Origin of the sequence: Microbacterium sp. A8/3-1, from assembly GCF_040267695.1 — a bacterium.
Taxonomy (GTDB): Bacteria; Actinomycetota; Actinomycetes; order Actinomycetales; family Microbacteriaceae; genus Microbacterium; species Microbacterium luteolum.
Genome location: NZ_CP158357.1, coordinates 178,002 through 194,164, shown reverse-complemented (window position 1 = coordinate 194,164; position 16,163 = coordinate 178,002). Strand labels below are relative to the sequence as shown.

Annotated in this window: 29 protein-coding genes; 26 read left to right on the top strand and 3 right to left on the bottom strand. The window is 67.8% G+C overall.

Translation table 11 applies throughout. From position 1 onward, the window contains the following. Positions 1 to 7: 7 nt before the first annotated feature. From ABS642_RS00990 to ABS642_RS00980, 3 genes are read right to left on the bottom strand one after another with little or no spacing between them, the layout of a single operon-like run. Complete coding sequence (locus tag ABS642_RS00990) at positions 8 to 1,426, bottom strand: recombinase family protein (RefSeq protein ID WP_350351924.1); 1,419 nt, start codon at positions 1,424 to 1,426, stop codon at positions 8 to 10. Positions 1,427 to 1,479: 53 nt separating this feature from the next. Further along, the gene (locus tag ABS642_RS00985; RefSeq protein ID WP_350351923.1) at positions 1,480 to 1,932 is read right to left on the bottom strand and encodes an ImmA/IrrE family metallo-endopeptidase; all 453 of its coding nucleotides are present in this window, start codon (positions 1,930 to 1,932) and stop codon (positions 1,480 to 1,482) included. Next, positions 1,929 to 2,267 carry a hypothetical protein gene (locus ABS642_RS00980; RefSeq protein WP_350351922.1) on the bottom strand — a complete coding sequence of 113 codons (339 nt, stop codon included), beginning with the start codon at positions 2,265 to 2,267 and terminating at the stop codon, positions 1,929 to 1,931. The genes ABS642_RS00985 and ABS642_RS00980 overlap by 4 nt, the downstream gene beginning before the upstream one ends. Positions 2,268 to 2,409: 142 nt before the next feature. Here ABS642_RS00980 and ABS642_RS00975 point away from each other — a divergent pair, with 142 nt between their 5' ends. The 26 genes from ABS642_RS00975 (at position 2,410) to ABS642_RS00850 (ending at position 16,121) form a co-directional block, all read left to right on the top strand. Beyond that, positions 2,410 to 2,619, top strand: a complete 210-nt coding sequence (locus ABS642_RS00975) for a helix-turn-helix transcriptional regulator (RefSeq protein WP_350351921.1) — start codon at positions 2,410 to 2,412, stop codon at positions 2,617 to 2,619. Between the two features lie 173 nt (positions 2,620 to 2,792). Next, on the top strand, positions 2,793 to 2,951 hold the full coding sequence (locus ABS642_RS00970; protein ID WP_350351920.1) for a hypothetical protein: 159 nt from the start codon (positions 2,793 to 2,795) through the stop codon (positions 2,949 to 2,951). Beyond that, positions 2,948 to 3,226 carry a hypothetical protein gene (locus ABS642_RS00965; RefSeq protein WP_350351919.1) on the top strand — a complete coding sequence of 93 codons (279 nt, stop codon included), beginning with the start codon at positions 2,948 to 2,950 and terminating at the stop codon, positions 3,224 to 3,226. The genes ABS642_RS00970 and ABS642_RS00965 overlap by 4 nt, the downstream gene beginning before the upstream one ends. Beyond that, positions 3,226 to 3,417, top strand: a complete 192-nt coding sequence (locus ABS642_RS00960; protein ID WP_350351917.1) for a hypothetical protein — start codon at positions 3,226 to 3,228, stop codon at positions 3,415 to 3,417. Before ABS642_RS00965 ends, ABS642_RS00960 begins: the two co-directional genes overlap by 1 nt. Further along, positions 3,410 to 4,660: an ATP-binding protein gene (locus ABS642_RS00955; protein ID WP_350351916.1), complete on the top strand. Its 1,251-nt coding sequence runs from the start codon at positions 3,410 to 3,412 to the stop codon at positions 4,658 to 4,660. Before ABS642_RS00960 ends, ABS642_RS00955 begins: the two co-directional genes overlap by 8 nt. Further along, on the top strand, positions 4,660 to 4,971 hold the full coding sequence (locus tag ABS642_RS00950) for a hypothetical protein (RefSeq protein WP_350351915.1): 312 nt from the start codon (positions 4,660 to 4,662) through the stop codon (positions 4,969 to 4,971). The genes ABS642_RS00955 and ABS642_RS00950 overlap by 1 nt, the downstream gene beginning before the upstream one ends. Beyond that, complete coding sequence (locus ABS642_RS00945; protein ID WP_350351914.1) at positions 4,968 to 5,594, top strand: hypothetical protein; 627 nt, start codon at positions 4,968 to 4,970, stop codon at positions 5,592 to 5,594. The genes ABS642_RS00950 and ABS642_RS00945 overlap by 4 nt, the downstream gene beginning before the upstream one ends. Next, positions 5,594 to 6,616: a hypothetical protein gene (locus tag ABS642_RS00940; RefSeq protein WP_350351913.1), complete on the top strand. Its 1,023-nt coding sequence runs from the start codon at positions 5,594 to 5,596 to the stop codon at positions 6,614 to 6,616. Before ABS642_RS00945 ends, ABS642_RS00940 begins: the two co-directional genes overlap by 1 nt. After that, positions 6,609 to 7,052 (top strand): hypothetical protein, encoded by a 444-nt coding sequence (locus tag ABS642_RS00935; protein ID WP_350351912.1) that lies wholly within the window; start codon positions 6,609 to 6,611, stop codon positions 7,050 to 7,052. The genes ABS642_RS00940 and ABS642_RS00935 overlap by 8 nt, the downstream gene beginning before the upstream one ends. Then, complete coding sequence (locus ABS642_RS00930) at positions 7,049 to 7,477, top strand: HNH endonuclease signature motif containing protein (RefSeq protein ID WP_350351911.1); 429 nt, start codon at positions 7,049 to 7,051, stop codon at positions 7,475 to 7,477. Before ABS642_RS00935 ends, ABS642_RS00930 begins: the two co-directional genes overlap by 4 nt. Further along, positions 7,474 to 10,068, top strand: coding sequence for a DNA methyltransferase (locus ABS642_RS00925; RefSeq protein WP_350351910.1), 2,595 nt, complete (start codon positions 7,474 to 7,476; stop codon positions 10,066 to 10,068). The genes ABS642_RS00930 and ABS642_RS00925 overlap by 4 nt, the downstream gene beginning before the upstream one ends. A gap of 133 nt (positions 10,069 to 10,201) precedes the next feature. Further along, a complete protein-coding gene (locus ABS642_RS00920; protein ID WP_350351909.1) occupies positions 10,202 to 10,579 on the top strand; it encodes a hypothetical protein in 378 nt (125 codons plus the stop codon). Next, positions 10,579 to 11,292, top strand: coding sequence for a hypothetical protein (locus ABS642_RS00915; RefSeq protein WP_350351908.1), 714 nt, complete (start codon positions 10,579 to 10,581; stop codon positions 11,290 to 11,292). Before ABS642_RS00920 ends, ABS642_RS00915 begins: the two co-directional genes overlap by 1 nt. Next, positions 11,292 to 11,633: a hypothetical protein gene (locus ABS642_RS00910; RefSeq protein ID WP_350351907.1), complete on the top strand. Its 342-nt coding sequence runs from the start codon at positions 11,292 to 11,294 to the stop codon at positions 11,631 to 11,633. Before ABS642_RS00915 ends, ABS642_RS00910 begins: the two co-directional genes overlap by 1 nt. Next, on the top strand, positions 11,630 to 11,959 hold the full coding sequence (locus ABS642_RS00905; protein ID WP_350351906.1) for a hypothetical protein: 330 nt from the start codon (positions 11,630 to 11,632) through the stop codon (positions 11,957 to 11,959). The genes ABS642_RS00910 and ABS642_RS00905 overlap by 4 nt, the downstream gene beginning before the upstream one ends. Next, complete coding sequence (locus ABS642_RS00900) at positions 11,959 to 12,453, top strand: single-stranded DNA-binding protein (protein ID WP_350351905.1); 495 nt, start codon at positions 11,959 to 11,961, stop codon at positions 12,451 to 12,453. Before ABS642_RS00905 ends, ABS642_RS00900 begins: the two co-directional genes overlap by 1 nt. Further along, the gene (locus tag ABS642_RS00895) at positions 12,437 to 12,799 is read left to right on the top strand and encodes a hypothetical protein (RefSeq protein ID WP_350351904.1); all 363 of its coding nucleotides are present in this window, start codon (positions 12,437 to 12,439) and stop codon (positions 12,797 to 12,799) included. The genes ABS642_RS00900 and ABS642_RS00895 overlap by 17 nt, the downstream gene beginning before the upstream one ends. Further along, the gene (locus ABS642_RS00890; protein WP_350351903.1) at positions 12,796 to 13,014 is read left to right on the top strand and encodes a hypothetical protein; all 219 of its coding nucleotides are present in this window, start codon (positions 12,796 to 12,798) and stop codon (positions 13,012 to 13,014) included. Before ABS642_RS00895 ends, ABS642_RS00890 begins: the two co-directional genes overlap by 4 nt. After that, positions 13,008 to 13,550 (top strand): hypothetical protein, encoded by a 543-nt coding sequence (locus tag ABS642_RS00885; RefSeq protein WP_350351902.1) that lies wholly within the window; start codon positions 13,008 to 13,010, stop codon positions 13,548 to 13,550. The genes ABS642_RS00890 and ABS642_RS00885 overlap by 7 nt, the downstream gene beginning before the upstream one ends. After that, entirely contained in the window at positions 13,547 to 14,371 is an 825-nt protein-coding gene (locus ABS642_RS00880; RefSeq protein WP_350351901.1) for a hypothetical protein, read from the top strand. The genes ABS642_RS00885 and ABS642_RS00880 overlap by 4 nt, the downstream gene beginning before the upstream one ends. Next, on the top strand, positions 14,368 to 14,709 hold the full coding sequence (locus tag ABS642_RS00875; protein WP_350351900.1) for a hypothetical protein: 342 nt from the start codon (positions 14,368 to 14,370) through the stop codon (positions 14,707 to 14,709). The genes ABS642_RS00880 and ABS642_RS00875 overlap by 4 nt, the downstream gene beginning before the upstream one ends. After that, positions 14,706 to 14,897: a hypothetical protein gene (locus tag ABS642_RS00870; protein ID WP_350351899.1), complete on the top strand. Its 192-nt coding sequence runs from the start codon at positions 14,706 to 14,708 to the stop codon at positions 14,895 to 14,897. Before ABS642_RS00875 ends, ABS642_RS00870 begins: the two co-directional genes overlap by 4 nt. Then, positions 14,897 to 15,292 carry a hypothetical protein gene (locus ABS642_RS00865; RefSeq protein WP_350351898.1) on the top strand — a complete coding sequence of 132 codons (396 nt, stop codon included), beginning with the start codon at positions 14,897 to 14,899 and terminating at the stop codon, positions 15,290 to 15,292. Before ABS642_RS00870 ends, ABS642_RS00865 begins: the two co-directional genes overlap by 1 nt. After that, positions 15,285 to 15,584 (top strand): hypothetical protein, encoded by a 300-nt coding sequence (locus tag ABS642_RS00860; RefSeq protein WP_350351897.1) that lies wholly within the window; start codon positions 15,285 to 15,287, stop codon positions 15,582 to 15,584. Before ABS642_RS00865 ends, ABS642_RS00860 begins: the two co-directional genes overlap by 8 nt. After that, positions 15,581 to 15,919 carry a hypothetical protein gene (locus ABS642_RS00855; protein WP_350351896.1) on the top strand — a complete coding sequence of 113 codons (339 nt, stop codon included), beginning with the start codon at positions 15,581 to 15,583 and terminating at the stop codon, positions 15,917 to 15,919. Before ABS642_RS00860 ends, ABS642_RS00855 begins: the two co-directional genes overlap by 4 nt. Then, a complete protein-coding gene (locus ABS642_RS00850; RefSeq protein ID WP_350351895.1) occupies positions 15,912 to 16,121 on the top strand; it encodes a helix-turn-helix domain-containing protein in 210 nt (69 codons plus the stop codon). The genes ABS642_RS00855 and ABS642_RS00850 overlap by 8 nt, the downstream gene beginning before the upstream one ends. Positions 16,122 to 16,163 lie beyond the last annotated feature (42 nt).

Genomic DNA, 16,163 nt, shown 5'->3' with positions numbered 1-16,163 from the left:
GTAATAACTAGCTGCGGACTTCCCAGCGAGGGATTACGGTGACCCGGCCGGCGCCGCGACCCGGTCCGACAAGCACCGCGGAGGCGACCTTCTGGAGGGCCTGACGGCGCAGGTGCGTCTCCAGAGAGGGCCATGCCGCGCTGAGGGTGACCGCAACCTCGCGGACGTCCACCTCGCGCTGCGCGTTGACGAGGCCGAGCGACTTCTGCCGGTCGGTCAGGCTGGTCCGCTCAGCGTCGAGCTTGCGGATCGTGGCTTCGTACGCCGCCTCCGGGATGCGCCCATCGAGTGCCTTGATGGTGAGCGACGCCATCCGCTCGTCGATCCTGCTGACGCGACGGTCGATCGCCTCCGCGTCGTTCACTGACCGCACACGTCGTTTCGTCGTCGCGGCGCGAGCTTCGATGAGAGCGTCCGTGTCCTCCGCCAGTGACATCACCCATTCGGCCACGGCCGTCTCGACGAGATCGGAGCCGATCGTGACGATGGTCCGCCCCATCCCCTTGTATCTCGCCGCGGCGGTGCACACGTACCGGTTGTGCGAGTAGTTCATTCGGCTGCCGCACTCAGCACAGTAGATGAGGCCGGTGAGGAGGTGGCGGGCTTCGATCGTCCGGGAGGGCTCGGAGCGCTGGAGTCGGCGCTGCCAGTACGCGGACCATTCCGCGGGTTCGATGACCGCCTCGTGCACGCCCGGGTAGAACTTCCAGTGCGACTTCGGGAGGCGCTTGTTCTTCCAGCCTGGGCGGTGGACGATCAGCCCTGCACCGAAGCCGCTGTCGAGCATCTGGAAGAGGTTGGTGTTGAGCCACGGGAGGCCCTGCGTGGTGAGGATGCCTTCCTCGTTCAACCAGCGGGTGATCCTGCCGGAGCCGTCGCCACGGAGCGCGCGGCGGTACATGTCGGCGAGGACGGGGCCTGTGATCGGATCGGGTTCGTAGCGTCCGTCGACCAACTGGTAGCCGAACCGGTGGTGACCGCCGTGCGGGAGCCCTGCGAGCCGTCGCCGGTCGTGGGTCTCCTTCCATTGCTCGCCGATCAGTTCGGACTGGTAGGCGTTGAGCTCGCCGAGCATGCCGCGCGCGAATCGTCCCGATGCGGTGGCCGACTCGATGGGTTCGGTCGCGGAGAGGATCGAACCGCCGAGAGTGTCGACGCGGTCGAGGGCAACCGCCCAGCGAAGCCGTTGACGGCCGACCCGGGAGAACCGCCACACGAGGATGACCTCGTACTCCCCCGCCTCCATACGGCCGATGGACTGGTCGAGGCGCGGCCACCAGGCGGACTTCCTGTCCGACCCTGACTCGTCGATGCCCTCGACCCAGTCGACGATGTGGATGCCGTTCGCGTCGGCGCAGTTCTGGATCGCGGTGCGCTGCATCTCGGGCGAGGTCATGCCCTCGCGTTCTTTCGAGACGCGGATCATCCCGACTCCGCGTCGTCGCGGTGCTTGCTCGCCCGCAGGTCGGAGGGCTCGCATCAGGTTGCCTCGACGCGGTGGGCGTACTGGCCGGCGCCCATGCGGGGTTCGACGTAGACGGCGTCGCCGATGCGCTGTAAGACCCGCTGGTACGCGCGCACGATGTCGTCGATGACGTCGAGGTCCTGCGCCATGAGCGTGACGTTGCCGTCATGAAGCCACTCGACCTCGCGATAGTGCTCCTGATCGATCAGGCGGAGCGCAGCCCACTCGTCGGCGCGGCGCTCCTGTTTCGCATTCACGGGGCCGAACTTCGACGGCACGTCTCCGAATACTGCGTGGCAGAGTTCGTGCGCGAACACGCAGCGGAGCAGCCGCCGCGTCATGCCCGTCTGGAGTCGAATCGTGTTCGTCTTGGCGTTGTAGTCCCCGTCGCGGTGGAGGTGCGTGAGGTCGGTGTACACGACGCGCACTCCGAGCGCTGCGGCCATGTGGAACAGTGTGGCTGTCATTCGATGTCTTCCCCCCGGTCGACGGACCGCGGACGCGCGGCCAGATCCCATTCGTCTTGATCCTGGGGGGTGCCGGGGACATCGGCTTTGATCTGGGCGCGTCGGTGGATCTCGGCGAGGTCCACGCCAGCTACCCGCTCGAGGTGGTTGCTGACGTCGATGACGAAGTCCAGGGAGACACGGGCGGTGCGGTCCTTGCCGCTCTCGGTGAGCGCACGATACAGCGTCTTGTACGGAATGCCGAGCGCTTCTGCTGCGACTTCGAGTGTGCCGTAGTGGCCGAGCAGAGCCAGGCGCAGCTGCGTGCGGATCGCGTCAGCAAGTTCGTTTCCCATACGAGCAACAATAGTGCCCGTTTCTGGGAACGAGTTGCATACTCCCGGCAAACGTAGAGGAAACCTACTACCCAGTTGTGGGAAACGTAGAACATCCGTTCTTAACTTCTCATTCCCATATTCGGGAACTATCGTCCTAGTTATGGGAAACAACGAACCAGCGGGCGGCAAGATCGCCCGCCTCATGGAACAGCAGGGACGGACATACGTCTGGCTGGCAGTGACGACAGGCATCCCGTACAAGCGGCTCCTCGCCGAGGTCAAGAACCAGACCCGGCCGATGTCGCTCGACACGGCCCTGGCCACAGCAGAGGCCCTCGGCGTCGACCTGCCCGCACTGGTCGCGGCATGAACGCGCCGCCGGTCGAGAGCCGAGCACCGACGCGCGAGGAGTGCCTGACCGAGCTCGCCGACTTCTTGATCGAAGTCGCAGCAGAACTCGCAGAAGCCACCCCCGCCGCCTGACCAAAAGGAAACGCCCTCGCTGGAACGGGGGCGAATCACAAATGAAGGGGAGCACCTCAGATGCTCAAGCTCATCGTATCCGCAGACGTCCCGAAGCCGATTGAGGCTCGTCGTCACGTCGCCAACCAGCAGCCCGTTGCCGCGATCTCCTCGCAGGCCGGTCTCGCATCGCTCCGCCGCGGGGCTGCGATCTCCACCCAGGGAGGTGATGCCGCGTGAACCTCCAGGACACCGCCGAGGCCGCGGGCCTCGACCTCACCGCGTGGGGTCGCTGGCTCGCTCTCGCCGAGGCTCTCGCCGAGCGCTCCCTGGTCGAGGACCCGAACGCCTACCCGGCGTTCGAGCGCGGCGTCCTCCCCGAGACGTACGTCGGCGCCCTCGCGGAACCGTGCGAGACCTGCAAGATCCCCGGTGCCCCGGCGCACGAACAGTCGCGACTCTGCCACAACCGACACCGGGCCGTTCACCACTGCACCTGTTCGGCGTGCTTCTGATGATCCTCCTCCGCTGGGTCGCGATCCTCTGGGCGGTGATCTGCCTCGTCGGTCTCTGCTTCGCGCCGAACGGGTGGCCGTCCACGATCCTCCTCGCCGGGTTCGTCTCCCTCTTCCTCTTCATCTGCTGGACCTTCGGCGCATTCGCCAGGTCCGACCCCAACTCTCGAAAGGCCCACGACCATGACTAAGCGATTCTCCGTCACCGACTACAAGGGCGTCCGCCAGATCGACCTCTCCCCCTCCGGGAGCCTCGTCGTCATCGCTGGCGGGAACGGCGCAGGCAAGTCGTCGTTCATCGACGCGATCACCGAACTGTTCGACCCGAAGGGCTCGAAGCTCACCCCGAAGCCGATCCGCGAGGGCGCGGACGAGGCCCGCGCCGAGTACGTCGACGAGGCCCTCCAGCTGCGGATCTCGCGCGTCTGGAAGAAGAACGGCACCGCCGGCACGCTCCAGGTCGAAGCGCTCGACGGCGCGAAGTACTCGCGGCCGTCCGACGTCGTCGCCGGGCTCCTCGGTGGCGCGATCTTCGACCCCGTGGAGTTCCTGAACCTCGACGAGCGGCGCCAGCGTGACGCGCTCCTCGCGAAGGTCGACCTTCCGTTCGACCTCGACACGCTCGGCCGTGAGAAGGCGGGCGCGGAGCAGCGTCGACTCGAGGCGGGCCGCGAGTTGAAGCGGCTGCAGGGCGCACTCGACTCCCTCCCGAAGCCCGCCGACGACGCGCCCGCTGAGGAGGTGGCGTCGGCCACGATCCTCGCCGAGCTCGACGAAGCGCAGAGCGCCGTGCGCACAGCGGAGAGCATCCGTCGGGAGTATGACACTCTCGGCTACCAGTACGACGAACTCACCCGCCAGCACAACGAGATCATGCAGCGGCGCGAGCAGATCGGCCAGCAGCAGGAGGCCGCGCTCGCCCGGCTGAACGCCCTTCCCGCGACACCGGAGATCGAGCCGATCCAGGAGCGGCTCCGCAACCTCGACGAGATCAACCAGGCGGTGCGGGAACGGAAGGCGTACGAGCGCACCGCCGCTGATCTCGCAGCCGCCTCCCACCTGCACGAGGGCGCACAGACCGCCCTCGACGAGATCGAGAAGACGAAGCGGGACGGGCTCGCCAAGGCCAAGTTCCCAGTCGACGGCCTCTCGGTCGACGAGGACGGCGTCACCTTCGACGGCGTCCCGTTCGGCCAGGTCAACTCGGCCATGCGCCGCCGGGTCGCGTTCGCGATCGCCACCTCAGGCGACCCGAAGCTCAAGCTCGTCATCGTCAAGGACGGCGACCTGCTCGACGCGGACTCCGTCGCCGCGATCCGCGAGATCGCTGAGGAGCGCGGCTACATGGTGCTGATGGAGCGCGACCGCGACGAGTCCCGGCGGATCGGGTTCACGGTCAGGGACGGCGCCCTCGCAGACGAGGCGGTGGCCTGATGGGCGCTCCAGTCGATCACGCGGAGCTCGCCGCACAGATCCTCGAGGTTGGCCAGGAGGTCGTCGGCAAGATCCGGGAAAGCCACGAGGCTGGCGACCTCCAGGCCGCCGACGACTACGGCAGGAAAGCGATGGGGTGCTGGGCTCAGGCTCAGGTGCACGCGACCCTCGCCCTCGTCGAGGAGCAGCGTGTCGCGAACCTCGTCGCGCTCTTCCAGGTTCCCGAGGATGCCGCGGGTCTGCTCTCCCGAGCGGGCGTCGACTTCCGCCATGCAGCCGGTGCAGTCGGCGAAGCGCTGAGGAAATCGTGAGCGCCCTCGCTGTTCTGGACTGCACGCTCGCCGACTCGAATGACCGGGAGTCGTGGCTCGCCCTGCACGGCGCCGGGAAGGTCATCGGCTCGTCGACGGCCGGGAAGTTCGCGAAGCCGGGATCGGTCGAGACATACGTCCGGCAGATCCTCGAGCCGCGCACGTTCTCCGGGAACGCGTCGACGGAGTCCGGGAACCGGTGGGAGCCGATGCTCCTCGCCTGGGCCGGGGCGGAGCCGAACAGCCTGTTCGTGCACCACCCAGAGAACCGCCGCCACGCCGCGACCGTCGACGGCACGAAGCGGGTCGGCGACGAGCTCGTGATCGTCGAGACGAAGGCGAAGCACCTCAAGGTCATCACCTATCCGACGCCGTACGAGATCCGGCAACTCGCCTGGCAGCTGCACTGCATCCCCGAAGCGGAGCACGCCGAGTGGGTGTGGGGCGAGCTCGTCCGGGACCCGAACACCGGCGAGTGGGTGCTGCGCCGCGACCCGCAGACCCTCGTGTTCCTCCGTCACGATCCCCGCATCGTCGACGCCACACAGCTGATCGTCCCGATCGCTGACGCAGTCCTCGCCGCGCTCGACGCGGCCCCCGTCCTCGAAGGAGCACCGTTCTGATGTCCACCGCAGTCGTCGCATATGAAGCCGCCGGTCTCAACGACCGCATGAAGTACGCCCAGACCCTCGCCGCCGCTGGCGACCTGATCCCGAAGGGACTCTGGAACAACGCCACGAACGTGAACGGCACGCTCGTCCCGGCCGCCCCGTCCCCCGGGAAGGTGCTGCTCGTCATGGAGACGGGAGCCATGCTCGGCCTCGCGCCGGCCGCAGCCCTGCAGTCGATCGACGTCGTCGAGGGGCGCGCCACACTGTCCGCCCGCCTCATGGGCGCGCTGATCCGGAAGGCCGGACACAAGCTCGAGGTCGCCAAGACGGGAACCATCGCGGGCGGCGACTACTCCGTCACGGTCACCGGCACGCGGTCGGACGACGGAACGGTCTTCACCTCGACGTGGGACATCCCGCGAGCGATCCGCGCGCAGCTGGTGCAGTCGTACACGAAGAACGCCGACGGTGTCTGGCAGGTCCGTGCCCGGAACAAAGAAGGTTCGGTCGCGAAGCCGTGGGAGGCGTACGCGGAACTGATGCCGGTCTGGCGGGCGATGTCCGAGGTCGGCCGCGAGGGTTTCGCCGACGTCCTGTTCGGCCTGTACTCCACCGAGGAGATGTCCGACGGCGGCATCCCGATCTCTGACCCGCCTCCGGCGCCTGTGGAGCCGACGGAGGACTGGCAGAAGCTGTTCGACGCCGCGAAGACCCGCGGCGAGCTCGACGAGGTCGCCGCGCGGCTCGCGGAGAAGGGCGAAGGCACGGACAAGCTGCGCGCAGCGTTCATGGCTCGCGCCGGAGTCCTCGCCCGAGAAGCGAACGTGGTCGACGCTGAGATCGTCGACGAGCCCAACCGCGACCCCCGCGTCGATCAGCTACTCGAAGAGCAGGGCAACATCATCCGCGACGACGACGGCAAGCTCCTCGCCACGAACGTCCCGGACGGGATGGCCGACGAAGAGTACTTCGAGTCGCAGGAAGCCGCGCGCTTCGACGCAGCGGTAGCCGCAGGGGAGGTCGATCGTGACTGACATCATCGACGGCGCGAGCGGCGAGCTTCGCCTGTCCCCCGCTGAGCTCGCAGTCCGCGAGATGCTCGCGATCCCCTCTGGACTCTACGGCTCGCCGATCACCCCGACGACCATCGACCAGATGCTCGTCGACATCGCGGACCTGATCGAGCACATCGCCCAGGTGATCGTCGTTCTCTACGAGGACCGCCACCGCGCGGAGGAGACCTACGAGGGCCGGTTCGCCGACCTCATGGTGATGCACGCCAGCGAGGGTGCCGTTCTGGCCCGTCAGTTCGCGATGGCGAAGACCCGCGACGAGCGCCACGAGTTGAACCTCGCGAAGGAGAAGCTCCGCTACGCCGAGGAGATGCAGAAGGCGGTCCAGAACCGCAGCTTCGGCCTGATGAACATCGGCAAGCGGATCACCTCCGCCTTCGGAATGAGCCAGCGATGACGATCCTCGAGATCCCCACCCCGGCGCGCTCCGCTGGCCGCCGCCGCGTCCCGTGGCATCGCATCCAGATCACCGCCGAGTGCTGGCTGTGGACCGGCCCGGTCTGGAAGGGCTACGGGAAGTCGGGTGGCACGACCGCGCACCGGCACGTCTGGCTCGCGCTCGGACGCACCATCCCCACCGGCCTCGAACTCGACCACCTGTGCCGGGTGCCGCTGTGCGTGAACCCGGACCATCTGGAACCGGTAACCCGCGCCGAGAACGCGCGCCGCCGCGCACTCGCTCTCGTGACCTGCATCAACGGGCACGACTACACGCCCGAGAACACCTACACCCGCCGCGACGGGTCCCGCGACTGCCGCACATGCATCCGCGCCCGCGTCGCGAAATACCGCCGCACCCACCAGATCGGACTGGCAGCATGAGCGCGCTGACATCGAGGTCCTTCCTCGACCTGCCCACGACCACCCACGACGCGTTCCTGCGCGAGAAGGTCGCCTTCGACCGGAGCTTTGGCTTCCCGGTGCATGGCGACGACCTGCACCCGATCCTGCTCCCGCACCAGCGCGACATCGTCCGGTGGGCGGTCCTCGGCGGCCGGCGCGCGATCTTCGCGAAGTTCGGACTCGGCAAGAGCGTGATGCAGCTGGAGACGCTGCGCCAGATCCTGATTCACCCGGCGTCTACGGTCGTCGGCGGCCGGGCCCTGATCATCGCACCGCTCGGCGTCCGCGGCGAGTTCATTCGCGACGGCCGTGAGCTCCTCGACCTCGAGGTGCGATTCATCCGCCGCACCGAGGAGATCGACCCGGCGTGGTCGGGCGTCTACGTCACGAACTACGAGAGCGTGCGGGACGGCCGTCTCGCCGTCGACGGCTTCGACGCCGTCAGCCTCGACGAAGCATCCGTGCTGCGGTCGTTCGGCTCGAAGACTTACCAGGAGTTCCTCGGCCTGTTCGACGCGATCCCGTACCGCTTCGTCGCCACTGCCACGCCCTCGCCGAACCGTCACAAGGAGCTGATCCACTACGCCGGCTTCCTCGGCATCATGGACACCGGGCAGGCCCTCACGCGATTCTTCCAGCGGGACTCCTCCAAGGCGGGGAACCTCAAGCTGTACCCGCACAAGGAGCGCGAGTTCTGGCTGTGGCTGAACACCTGGGCATGCTTCGTGCAGCGTCCATCCGACCTCGGCCACTCCGACGACGGCTACGACCTGCCACCGCTGCAGGTCGACTGGCATCAGGTCGAGGTCGGCGTCCTCTCCGACGAAATCGATCGCGACGGCCAGGGCGTACTGGTGCGCGGCGGCGCGATGTCGCTGCAGGGAGCCGCGAAGGAGAAGCGTGAGACGCTCGCCGACCGCGTCGCCGAGCTCAGACGCATCGTCGTCTCGCACTGGGCGGATCCGGACGAGACGGACCAGATCATCCTGTGGTGCGACCTCAACGACGAGCAGAGCGCGATCGAGCGCATGCTCACCGAGCTCAACGTCACCTACTCGTCGGTGCACGGCGGGCTCGATGACGTCGAGGCCGAGCGCAGGCTCGACCAGTGGCGCGCGAAGGAGACCTACGCACTGATCGGGAAGCCTGTAATGCTCGGGCAGGGCATGAACCTGCAGCAGGCGCACACGGCCGTCTTCGTCGGCGTGACGTACAAGTTCAACGACACCATCCAGGCCGTGCACCGCATCCAGCGGTTCGGGCAGCAGAGCGCCTGCGACGTGCACCTGATCTACGCCGAGACCGAGTCCGAGATCCGCGACACCCTCCTGGCGAAGTGGGAGGAGCACGACCGGCTCACCGACACCATGTCCGACGTCATCCGCGAGTTCGGCCTGAACCCGGCCGCGATCTCCGCCGCGCTCACCCGCACGATGGGAGTCGAGCGCATCGAGGAGTCCGGGCCCGGCTGGACGCTCGCGCTGAACGACTGCGTGATCGAAACCCGCGACCACATGACCGACGACTCCGTCGACCTGATCGTCACCTCGATCCCGTTCTCGAACCACTACGAGTACACGCCGAGCTACAACGACTTCGGACACACGGACAACAACCTGCACTTCTGGCAGCAGATGGACTACCTCACCCCGGAGCTCCTCCGGGTGCTGCGCCCCGGCCGGATCTACGCCTGCCACGTGAAGGACCGCATCCAGTTCGGCGCCGTCACGGGCGCCGGCATCCCGACCGTCTCCCCGTTCCACGCCGAGGCACTCGCGCACGGAATCAAGCACGGCTTCGACTACATGGGCATGATCACCGTCACCACCGACGTCGTCAGGGAGAACAACCAGACCTATCGCCTCGGCTACACGGAGATGCGCAAGGACGGCACGAAGATGGGCGTCGGCTCGCCCGAGTACATCCTCCTGTTCCACAAGCCGCAGAGCGACCGCTCGAAAGGCTACGCGGACGAGCGTGTGGCGAAGGATGTCCCGGACTACTCGCTCGCCCGCTGGCAGATCGACGCCGCGGCGGACTGGCGCTCGGCGGGGAACCGACTGCTGACACCTGAGGAGCTCGCGGCCGTCGAGCCGAAGTATCGCTCGCGGCTGTTCCGGGACCAGTCTCGCGCGAACGTCTACGACTTCGACGCGCACGTCGCGACCGGCGAGGCCCTGGCGGCGAAGAACGCGCTGCCGTCAACGTTCAAGTCGCTCGATCCCGGATCCTGGCGACAGGACGTGTGGGATGACGTGAACCGGATGCTGACCCTGAACGGCGAGCAGTCCCGGCGGGCGCTCGAGTTCCACATCTGCCCGCTGCAGTTCGACATCGTCGACCGGCTCATCGAGCGGTACTCCAACCCCGGCGACCTCGTCTACGACCCCTTCGGCGGGCTCGGCACCGTGCCGCTGCGTGCTCGGAAGCTCGGGCGGGAAGGGCGGGCCTCCGAGCTCAACCCGACGTCATTCCGCGACGCCGTCATGTACCAGCAGGAGCTCGACAACGAGCAGGCGACGCCGACACTCTTCGACCTCCTCGACCTCGAAGGCGGGGAGGCGGCATGAAGAACCTGCCGCCAGGAGCATGCCCGGACACCCTGCCCCACGAGACGCGGACGCCGTGCCGGCCGTCCTGCTGCAAGACCCCGTACATGTGCGCCAGGAAGCGCGCGTGCGACTGCCACCGAGAGGAGAAGCGATGACCGTCACCGTGGCGACGAAGAAGGCCGTCATCGAGCGTGACGGCGGCTTCTGCCTCCTGGCGCTCCCCGGCTGCTCGGGTGAGGCGCAGACGACCGATCACCGTGCGAACCGCGGCGCCGGCGGGTCCACGGTCCTCGACGACGCGGCGAACCTCATCGCCGCGTGCACGCTCTGCAACGGCGCGAAGGCCGACGCCGGGTCCCTCGTGCTCATGGACCTCGAGGAGCGGGGCCTGTGGGTGCGGAAGGACTCCACGAACGCGAAGACCCTGCGGCGGTCTCGTGAGACGCCGGTGGAGTACCTCGACGGCGAGCTGTTCTATCTCGTCTCCGCGACCGAGCGGCGACACGTCACCGAGGGGAGGCCGACGTAATGGCCCGCGAGAGAGCCACGATCAACGTGGACATCTGGAACGACGACGACTGGCGTGACTGCACGGACGCCGCCCAGTCGCTCTACTTCAAGCTGCTGACGCACGCGGACCTGAGCTACTGCGGGGTCGCCGACTTCCGCCCCGGGCGTCTCGCCGCGATGACTCGCGAGCAGGTCGCGGACGACGTGATGATCGCGGCGCAGGAGCTCGCCGACAAGCACTTCATCGTCGTCGACCAGGACACCGAGGAGGTCCTGGTGCGGTCGTTCCTCCGCTGGGATGGCCTGCTCAAGCAGCCCCGTCTGGCGGTCTCAGCAGCGAAGGCATTCGGGGCGGTCGCGTCGAACAAGATCCGGGCCGTCATCGTGCACGAGCTCCTCCGATACAAGCGGGAGAACCCGGATCTGTCGGCGTGGGAGAAGCCGCAAATGAAGACCGTGCTGCGACAGAACTCGGTCTCGGTCAGGGAGACCGTGACGCAGATGGAGTGGGCGTTCGCCCAGTCGTTCGGGGAGCGCTACGCCCAACGCTACGGGCACCGCTCAGACCAAACGTCGGGCACCGCTCAGACCGGGCCTACTACTTCTACAGCTACATCTACCCCTACAGCTACATCTTCTATCGAAGATGCGGCTGATCCCGCGGCGGGTTATCCACAGGGCTCACGCCTCCGCGTGGTCGGGAATGACATGGCGTCCATGGAGGTGTCGTGATGGATGGCTATCTGCAGGTGAAGGTGAATGTCCCGCTCGCCGACTACCGACGCCTGAACGTCGAGGCCGAGGCACGAGGCATCACGGTGACCGAGCGAATCGCGCAGGTCCTCAGCCCTCCCCATCACGGCGGGCGCCGACGCGGTTCCGGTCTGCGCAGCGGATACACCACCCGAGCGGGCGAGGAGATCACTGCTGGCCGCCGCTTCAACATGTCCTGGGCCGAGATCGCCCGACAGCTGGGCGTCTCCGACTTCACGGCGAAGGCGTGGGCGGCGAAGTACGAAACCGAAGTCAGGGAACAGAACATGCGCGACCGCGCGGAAAGGACAGCATCATGACCACCAGCGAGAACTATCACCACGTCAATCTGACCATCGAGCAGGGCGAACTGCACCGCTCGCTCACCTGCACCGCACCCGAGGACGCGCCATGCCGCCGCCGTCCCCCGGAGCCTGAGGAACGCGAGAGCTGGACGGCTGAGGAGGCGACCGTGCCCGGCGCTGACTGCTGGGCTGTCGAGTGGGTCGAGGCCGTGGGCATCAGGGACGCGATCATCGCCACTGTCGACGATCAGGTGCTCGCTTCGGTCCCCGTCGAGATCAGCTTCGAGGAGGGCGTCGGAATCGCGCCCATTGCTGCCGCGATCGTCGAGGACGTGCGCTGATGGCTGGCGAGACTGTGATCACCGTCGTCGGCAACCTGACCGCTGACCCCGAGCTGCGCTACACGCAGAACGGGCTGCCGGTGGCGAACTTCACCATCGCGTCGACGCCTCGGAACTTCGACCGTGCCGCGAACGAGTGGAAGGACGGCGATGCGCTGTTCCTCCGCGCGTCCGTGTGGCGCGAGTTCGCCGAGCACGTGGCGGGTTCGCTGACGAAGGGCATGCGCGTCATCGCGCAGGGCCGTCTGCGTCAGCGCTCCTACCAGGACCGCGAGGGCAACCAGCGCACCGCGATCGAGCTGGAGGTCGACGAGATCGGCCCCTCGCTCCGGTACGCGACCGCGCAGGTCACCCGTGCGGCGTCCACGGGCGGGCAGAGCGCCTCGAACACCGCCCAGGCGGTATCCGAGGAGCCGTGGCAGACGCCCGGCTCGCAGACGGCCACTGACGCGTGGTCCACGGCAGGGAGCTTCGGCGATGACACTCCGTTCTGAGCTCCCGCGCCTGTTCCACTTCACGTGTGACCACGGCGCGATCGGAATCCGCGAGTCGGGGATGATCCAGATCAACCGTCCGCCCCTCCCGGGGGCTCCGGCCGTGCTCTGGCTCACCGACCTCGAGGTGCCGAACAGGGACGGCCTCGGACTCACGTCGAGGATCCTCTCCTGCGACCGCACCAGCCACCGGTTCGAGGTGACGCGCCCGCACGGCGTCCTCCACTGGAACGACGCGAAGCGGGAGCACTTCCCTCGCGCGCAGATCGAGGCACTCGAGGCGACGCCCGGAGCTATGCCGATGCACTGGTACGTGTCTGGTCTCCCGCAGGAGGTGATCCTGTGAACGAATACCCCTCTCCGCCGTTCATGGCCCGCTACGACGGGACGTGCGCTGCCGACTGCGGGCACCGTATCCACCCCGGCGACATCGCCCAGTACGTCGACGGGCAGCTGGTGCACCACGGCTGCATCCCCGACGAGAAGCCCGAGCCGGAACCCCGGCCGGTGTGCCCGACCTGCTTCATGGAGATCGCCCTGAACGGAGCCTGCTCATGCTGACGAATGCCACCTACGAGAAGGGTGACGAGGTCCTCGTCACCGAGAAAGACTACGGCTACCACGTCAGGGGCGGCGGAGCGCACTACTACGCACCCGGCGACGAGCTCCTTGTGACGAGCGCACGGTCGTCCGGGTACCTCAACGTTCGACCCGCGCCGCCGGCCGATGGTTCCGTCTTCCGGATCCCGACCGCGCACGTCCGGCCCGTCCCGCGCATGATCGGCGAGGTCCCGGCAGGCAGCATCCCTGCCGATCACCCCGGTCTCGAGTGGCTCTGGGAGGACGCCGGCCGCATGGCGGATCGCCTCGGGCTCTGCGAGGACTACGACCGCCTGTGCGACGCTCTCCGCATCCCCGGGCGGCTGCGGACGTTCTCGATCTCGCTGCTCTCCGCTGACGGGATCACGGTGACGGCGAAGGTCGAGGCGCGGAGCAAGAGCCTCGCCGAGCAGCGAGTGCGTGAGCGGCTGGGCGGCGGGACGGGCACAGCCCCGCTCATGCTCGAGCAGTCCCGACAGATCGGAGAGCCCGCGTGACGATCCTCTGCATCACGACGACCGGCCTGCCCGGCGTCCGCCCGTGCACGGAACTCGGGGCGCACCGCGTCACGTGCCCCGATCATGAGGGCTGGGCTGAGAACCCCGGCACCTGCTGGGGCTGCCTGCCCCGCGGCGCCGACCGTGGTTTCCTCTGCCAGTCCTGCTACGAGCGCACCGTCAACGCGGTGGCCGGGTGGCGAGACTTCCGCGCGGCACTCGACGCCGCCGACGGCAGCCTCCTGTCCCCCGACTCCGGAGGGATCAAGGGCGCGACCCCGGGCGGGTACTCGAACCTGACGCTCACGTTCCTCACCGTCGACGAGTGCCAGCGGCACCTCGCATCCCGCGCCGACCGCACCGTTGACCTGTGGGTGCACGACGAGAAAGGCGCAGCCGACGCGATCCGGTTCGCCGTGGCCGCAGAGCAGGCCTACCGGTCCCTCGAGATCGAATCACGGGAAACGCCCGTCGTCCGGGAACGGTGCCCGAACTGCGACGCGCTCACCATCGCGAACAGCCACCAGGAACGCGGCGTCACCGTCGTCACCTGCTCGTTCTGCGGCATCGAACGCGCCCGCATCCGCCCCGACACCACACGGTGGTTCGGCTCACCCAACTGCGAGCACCAGCTGCACGCCGACTGCGACGCCCTCGCCTGCCCCTGCCACTGCCACCTCCTCGGCGCCCAGTCCCGCCCCGGCGGGGTACAGGCGCTCTGGGACGCCGACCAGCACACCACAAGCCCCGGCTACCGCGCCGACTGGACCGTCCAGGACGCGCTCACCATCGAACCCACCCCCGAAAGGACCGCAGCATGACCACCCACAGCACCGAGCAACTGGCGCTGTTCATGAACGCCCGCGACGTCCGCGACTACGGCACCGCCGCATGGGCCGACCTCGACCTCGCCGGGCAGGAGGCATACCTGACCGACGCCGCCGCATTCGTCTCGGCGATGAAGGCCCTCGGCTGGACGCCGCCGGCCGAACCGTCCGACACGCAGCGCCCCAGCCCACAGGTGGCGATGCACATCGCAGGAGGGGTCGGAACACTCTGCGGCGTGAAGCACCCCTCGCATGTCACGGACAGCACCCGCTACGCCGACTGTGCCGACTGTGCCGACTGCATCGCCGCTGCTGCTGCGGGTGCGCGATGAGCGCCGGTCTCGTGATGACGGCGCCGATCGCCACGGCCGTGACGTACTTCATCCGCGTCAACGGTGATCTCCGCCAGGTGGAGCCCCTCACGAAGCCGCACCGGGAGCAAGCGCACGTCACCGTCCGTGTCCTGCGCGATGGCTCCATCATGACCGTCCACAACACCGAGATACTCAGGAGCTACTGATGAGCCACCAGTTCACGCTGCGCGAGGTCGCGCTGCTCATGGCGCGCGAGATCGACCATCAGGAGAGCGCCCCTGAGGACGACGAGTACATCGGAGACTGGGCGCCGACGCATTCCTGCGGCGGCGCTGGCGACCCGACGTGCGCCGCTTGCTGGATGCACTCGTACGACCGCGCCGCGGGTGCCGTAGCCGAGGAACCGGAGTGGGAGTACGGCTGGGAAGCCGACGAGGACGTGCGGACGACATCCAGACCGCGAGGACCGCGCATCCTGTTCGACGGCGTGCCCTACCCGCCCGAGGAGATGGCGGCTTTCGCGCGCGGAAGGCGCATCCGCCGTCGCAAGGCTGGCCCGTGGGTGCCGGTGAAGCAGGAAGGAGCCGAGAGCGATGTCTGAAGATCGCATGCAGGTCCTCATCGGCGGCGAATGGGTCGACGTCGCGAATGTGACGCCAGACGGCGAGATCGAGCAGACGCGACCGCTCATCGAGGGAATGACGCTCGGTCAGGGGTGGGCCGACGAAGCCGTGATCCCGCCGGCGCCGCGCTCGTGGGACCTGAGCATCGCCCCCGAGGACGCCGCCCACCTGTACGCGATGTTCGACGAGATCGATCGCCGCGAGCGAGCCGAGCGCGCACGACGTCGACTGTGGCTGCGTCGCCCGTTCCGAAGCGCGGTGATCCGATGATCGAGCTCCCCGACTACCTCGACCCCGCGGTCGTCATCGCACCCGGCATCCGCGCCGAGCTCGACCAGACACCCGAATGGTGGGACCGCCAGTACCGGGCACTCGAGCGGAAGCAGATCCCCCGCGACGCGGCCAGCCACGACGGCCACCGCATCGAGGGGATCCGCACCTACGCCAGCACGACCACCCGCCGAGTCTGCACCGACTGCCAGGTGGAGCTCGACCCGTACCAGGAGGGACACAGTGCCTGCGCACACGACGGCCTCGTCGACTTCCACGCCAACTACTGGGTGTGCCGCGCCTGCGGACACCGAGAGGAGACCCCGCATGCCTGAACCGAAAGAGTGGGTAACCGTGAAGGAGGCCGCTGTCCTCGTCGGGCGCACCGAGCGCTCCGTGTACAACTGGATCGACGGCGGAGACCTTGCAGTGGTCCGTGACGGGAAGAACCGGATGCTCGTCCTCTCCAAGACGGTGCTCCGCCTCAGCCAGCAGATGCGCCCCGGCCGACCGAAGGGAACCCCGACACGCCGCTGATCGGATGCACCGGAAAGAATTATGCAAACTCTTCAATTGGTG

What these genes read in the sequence shown, in the direction of transcription:
- ABS642_RS00990 (WP_350351924.1), bottom strand. Translation starts at nt 1,426, where the DNA reads ATGATCCGCGTCTCGAAAGAACGCGAGGGCATGACCTCGCCCGAGATG.
- ABS642_RS00985 (WP_350351923.1), bottom strand. Translation starts at nt 1,932, where the DNA reads ATGACAGCCACACTGTTCCACATGGCCGCAGCGCTCGGAGTGCGCGTC.
- ABS642_RS00980 (WP_350351922.1), bottom strand. Translation starts at nt 2,267, where the DNA reads ATGGGAAACGAACTTGCTGACGCGATCCGCACGCAGCTGCGCCTGGCT.
- ABS642_RS00975 (WP_350351921.1), top strand. Translation starts at nt 2,410, where the DNA reads ATGGGAAACAACGAACCAGCGGGCGGCAAGATCGCCCGCCTCATGGAA.
- ABS642_RS00970 (WP_350351920.1), top strand. Translation starts at nt 2,793, where the DNA reads ATGCTCAAGCTCATCGTATCCGCAGACGTCCCGAAGCCGATTGAGGCT.
- ABS642_RS00960 (WP_350351917.1), top strand. Translation starts at nt 3,226, where the DNA reads ATGATCCTCCTCCGCTGGGTCGCGATCCTCTGGGCGGTGATCTGCCTC.
- ABS642_RS00955 (WP_350351916.1), top strand. Translation starts at nt 3,410, where the DNA reads ATGACTAAGCGATTCTCCGTCACCGACTACAAGGGCGTCCGCCAGATC.
- ABS642_RS00950 (WP_350351915.1), top strand. Translation starts at nt 4,660, where the DNA reads ATGGGCGCTCCAGTCGATCACGCGGAGCTCGCCGCACAGATCCTCGAG.
- ABS642_RS00940 (WP_350351913.1), top strand. Translation starts at nt 5,594, where the DNA reads ATGTCCACCGCAGTCGTCGCATATGAAGCCGCCGGTCTCAACGACCGC.
- ABS642_RS00930 (WP_350351911.1), top strand. Translation starts at nt 7,049, where the DNA reads ATGACGATCCTCGAGATCCCCACCCCGGCGCGCTCCGCTGGCCGCCGC.
- ABS642_RS00925 (WP_350351910.1), top strand. Translation starts at nt 7,474, where the DNA reads ATGAGCGCGCTGACATCGAGGTCCTTCCTCGACCTGCCCACGACCACC.
- ABS642_RS00920 (WP_350351909.1), top strand. Translation starts at nt 10,202, where the DNA reads ATGACCGTCACCGTGGCGACGAAGAAGGCCGTCATCGAGCGTGACGGC.
- ABS642_RS00915 (WP_350351908.1), top strand. Translation starts at nt 10,579, where the DNA reads ATGGCCCGCGAGAGAGCCACGATCAACGTGGACATCTGGAACGACGAC.
- ABS642_RS00910 (WP_350351907.1), top strand. Translation starts at nt 11,292, where the DNA reads ATGGATGGCTATCTGCAGGTGAAGGTGAATGTCCCGCTCGCCGACTAC.
- ABS642_RS00905 (WP_350351906.1), top strand. Translation starts at nt 11,630, where the DNA reads ATGACCACCAGCGAGAACTATCACCACGTCAATCTGACCATCGAGCAG.
- ABS642_RS00900 (WP_350351905.1), top strand. Translation starts at nt 11,959, where the DNA reads ATGGCTGGCGAGACTGTGATCACCGTCGTCGGCAACCTGACCGCTGAC.
- ABS642_RS00895 (WP_350351904.1), top strand. Translation starts at nt 12,437, where the DNA reads ATGACACTCCGTTCTGAGCTCCCGCGCCTGTTCCACTTCACGTGTGAC.
- ABS642_RS00885 (WP_350351902.1), top strand. Translation starts at nt 13,008, where the DNA reads ATGCTGACGAATGCCACCTACGAGAAGGGTGACGAGGTCCTCGTCACC.
- ABS642_RS00875 (WP_350351900.1), top strand. Translation starts at nt 14,368, where the DNA reads ATGACCACCCACAGCACCGAGCAACTGGCGCTGTTCATGAACGCCCGC.
- ABS642_RS00870 (WP_350351899.1), top strand. Translation starts at nt 14,706, where the DNA reads ATGAGCGCCGGTCTCGTGATGACGGCGCCGATCGCCACGGCCGTGACG.
- ABS642_RS00865 (WP_350351898.1), top strand. Translation starts at nt 14,897, where the DNA reads ATGAGCCACCAGTTCACGCTGCGCGAGGTCGCGCTGCTCATGGCGCGC.
- ABS642_RS00860 (WP_350351897.1), top strand. Translation starts at nt 15,285, where the DNA reads ATGTCTGAAGATCGCATGCAGGTCCTCATCGGCGGCGAATGGGTCGAC.
- ABS642_RS00855 (WP_350351896.1), top strand. Translation starts at nt 15,581, where the DNA reads ATGATCGAGCTCCCCGACTACCTCGACCCCGCGGTCGTCATCGCACCC.
- ABS642_RS00850 (WP_350351895.1), top strand. Translation starts at nt 15,912, where the DNA reads ATGCCTGAACCGAAAGAGTGGGTAACCGTGAAGGAGGCCGCTGTCCTC.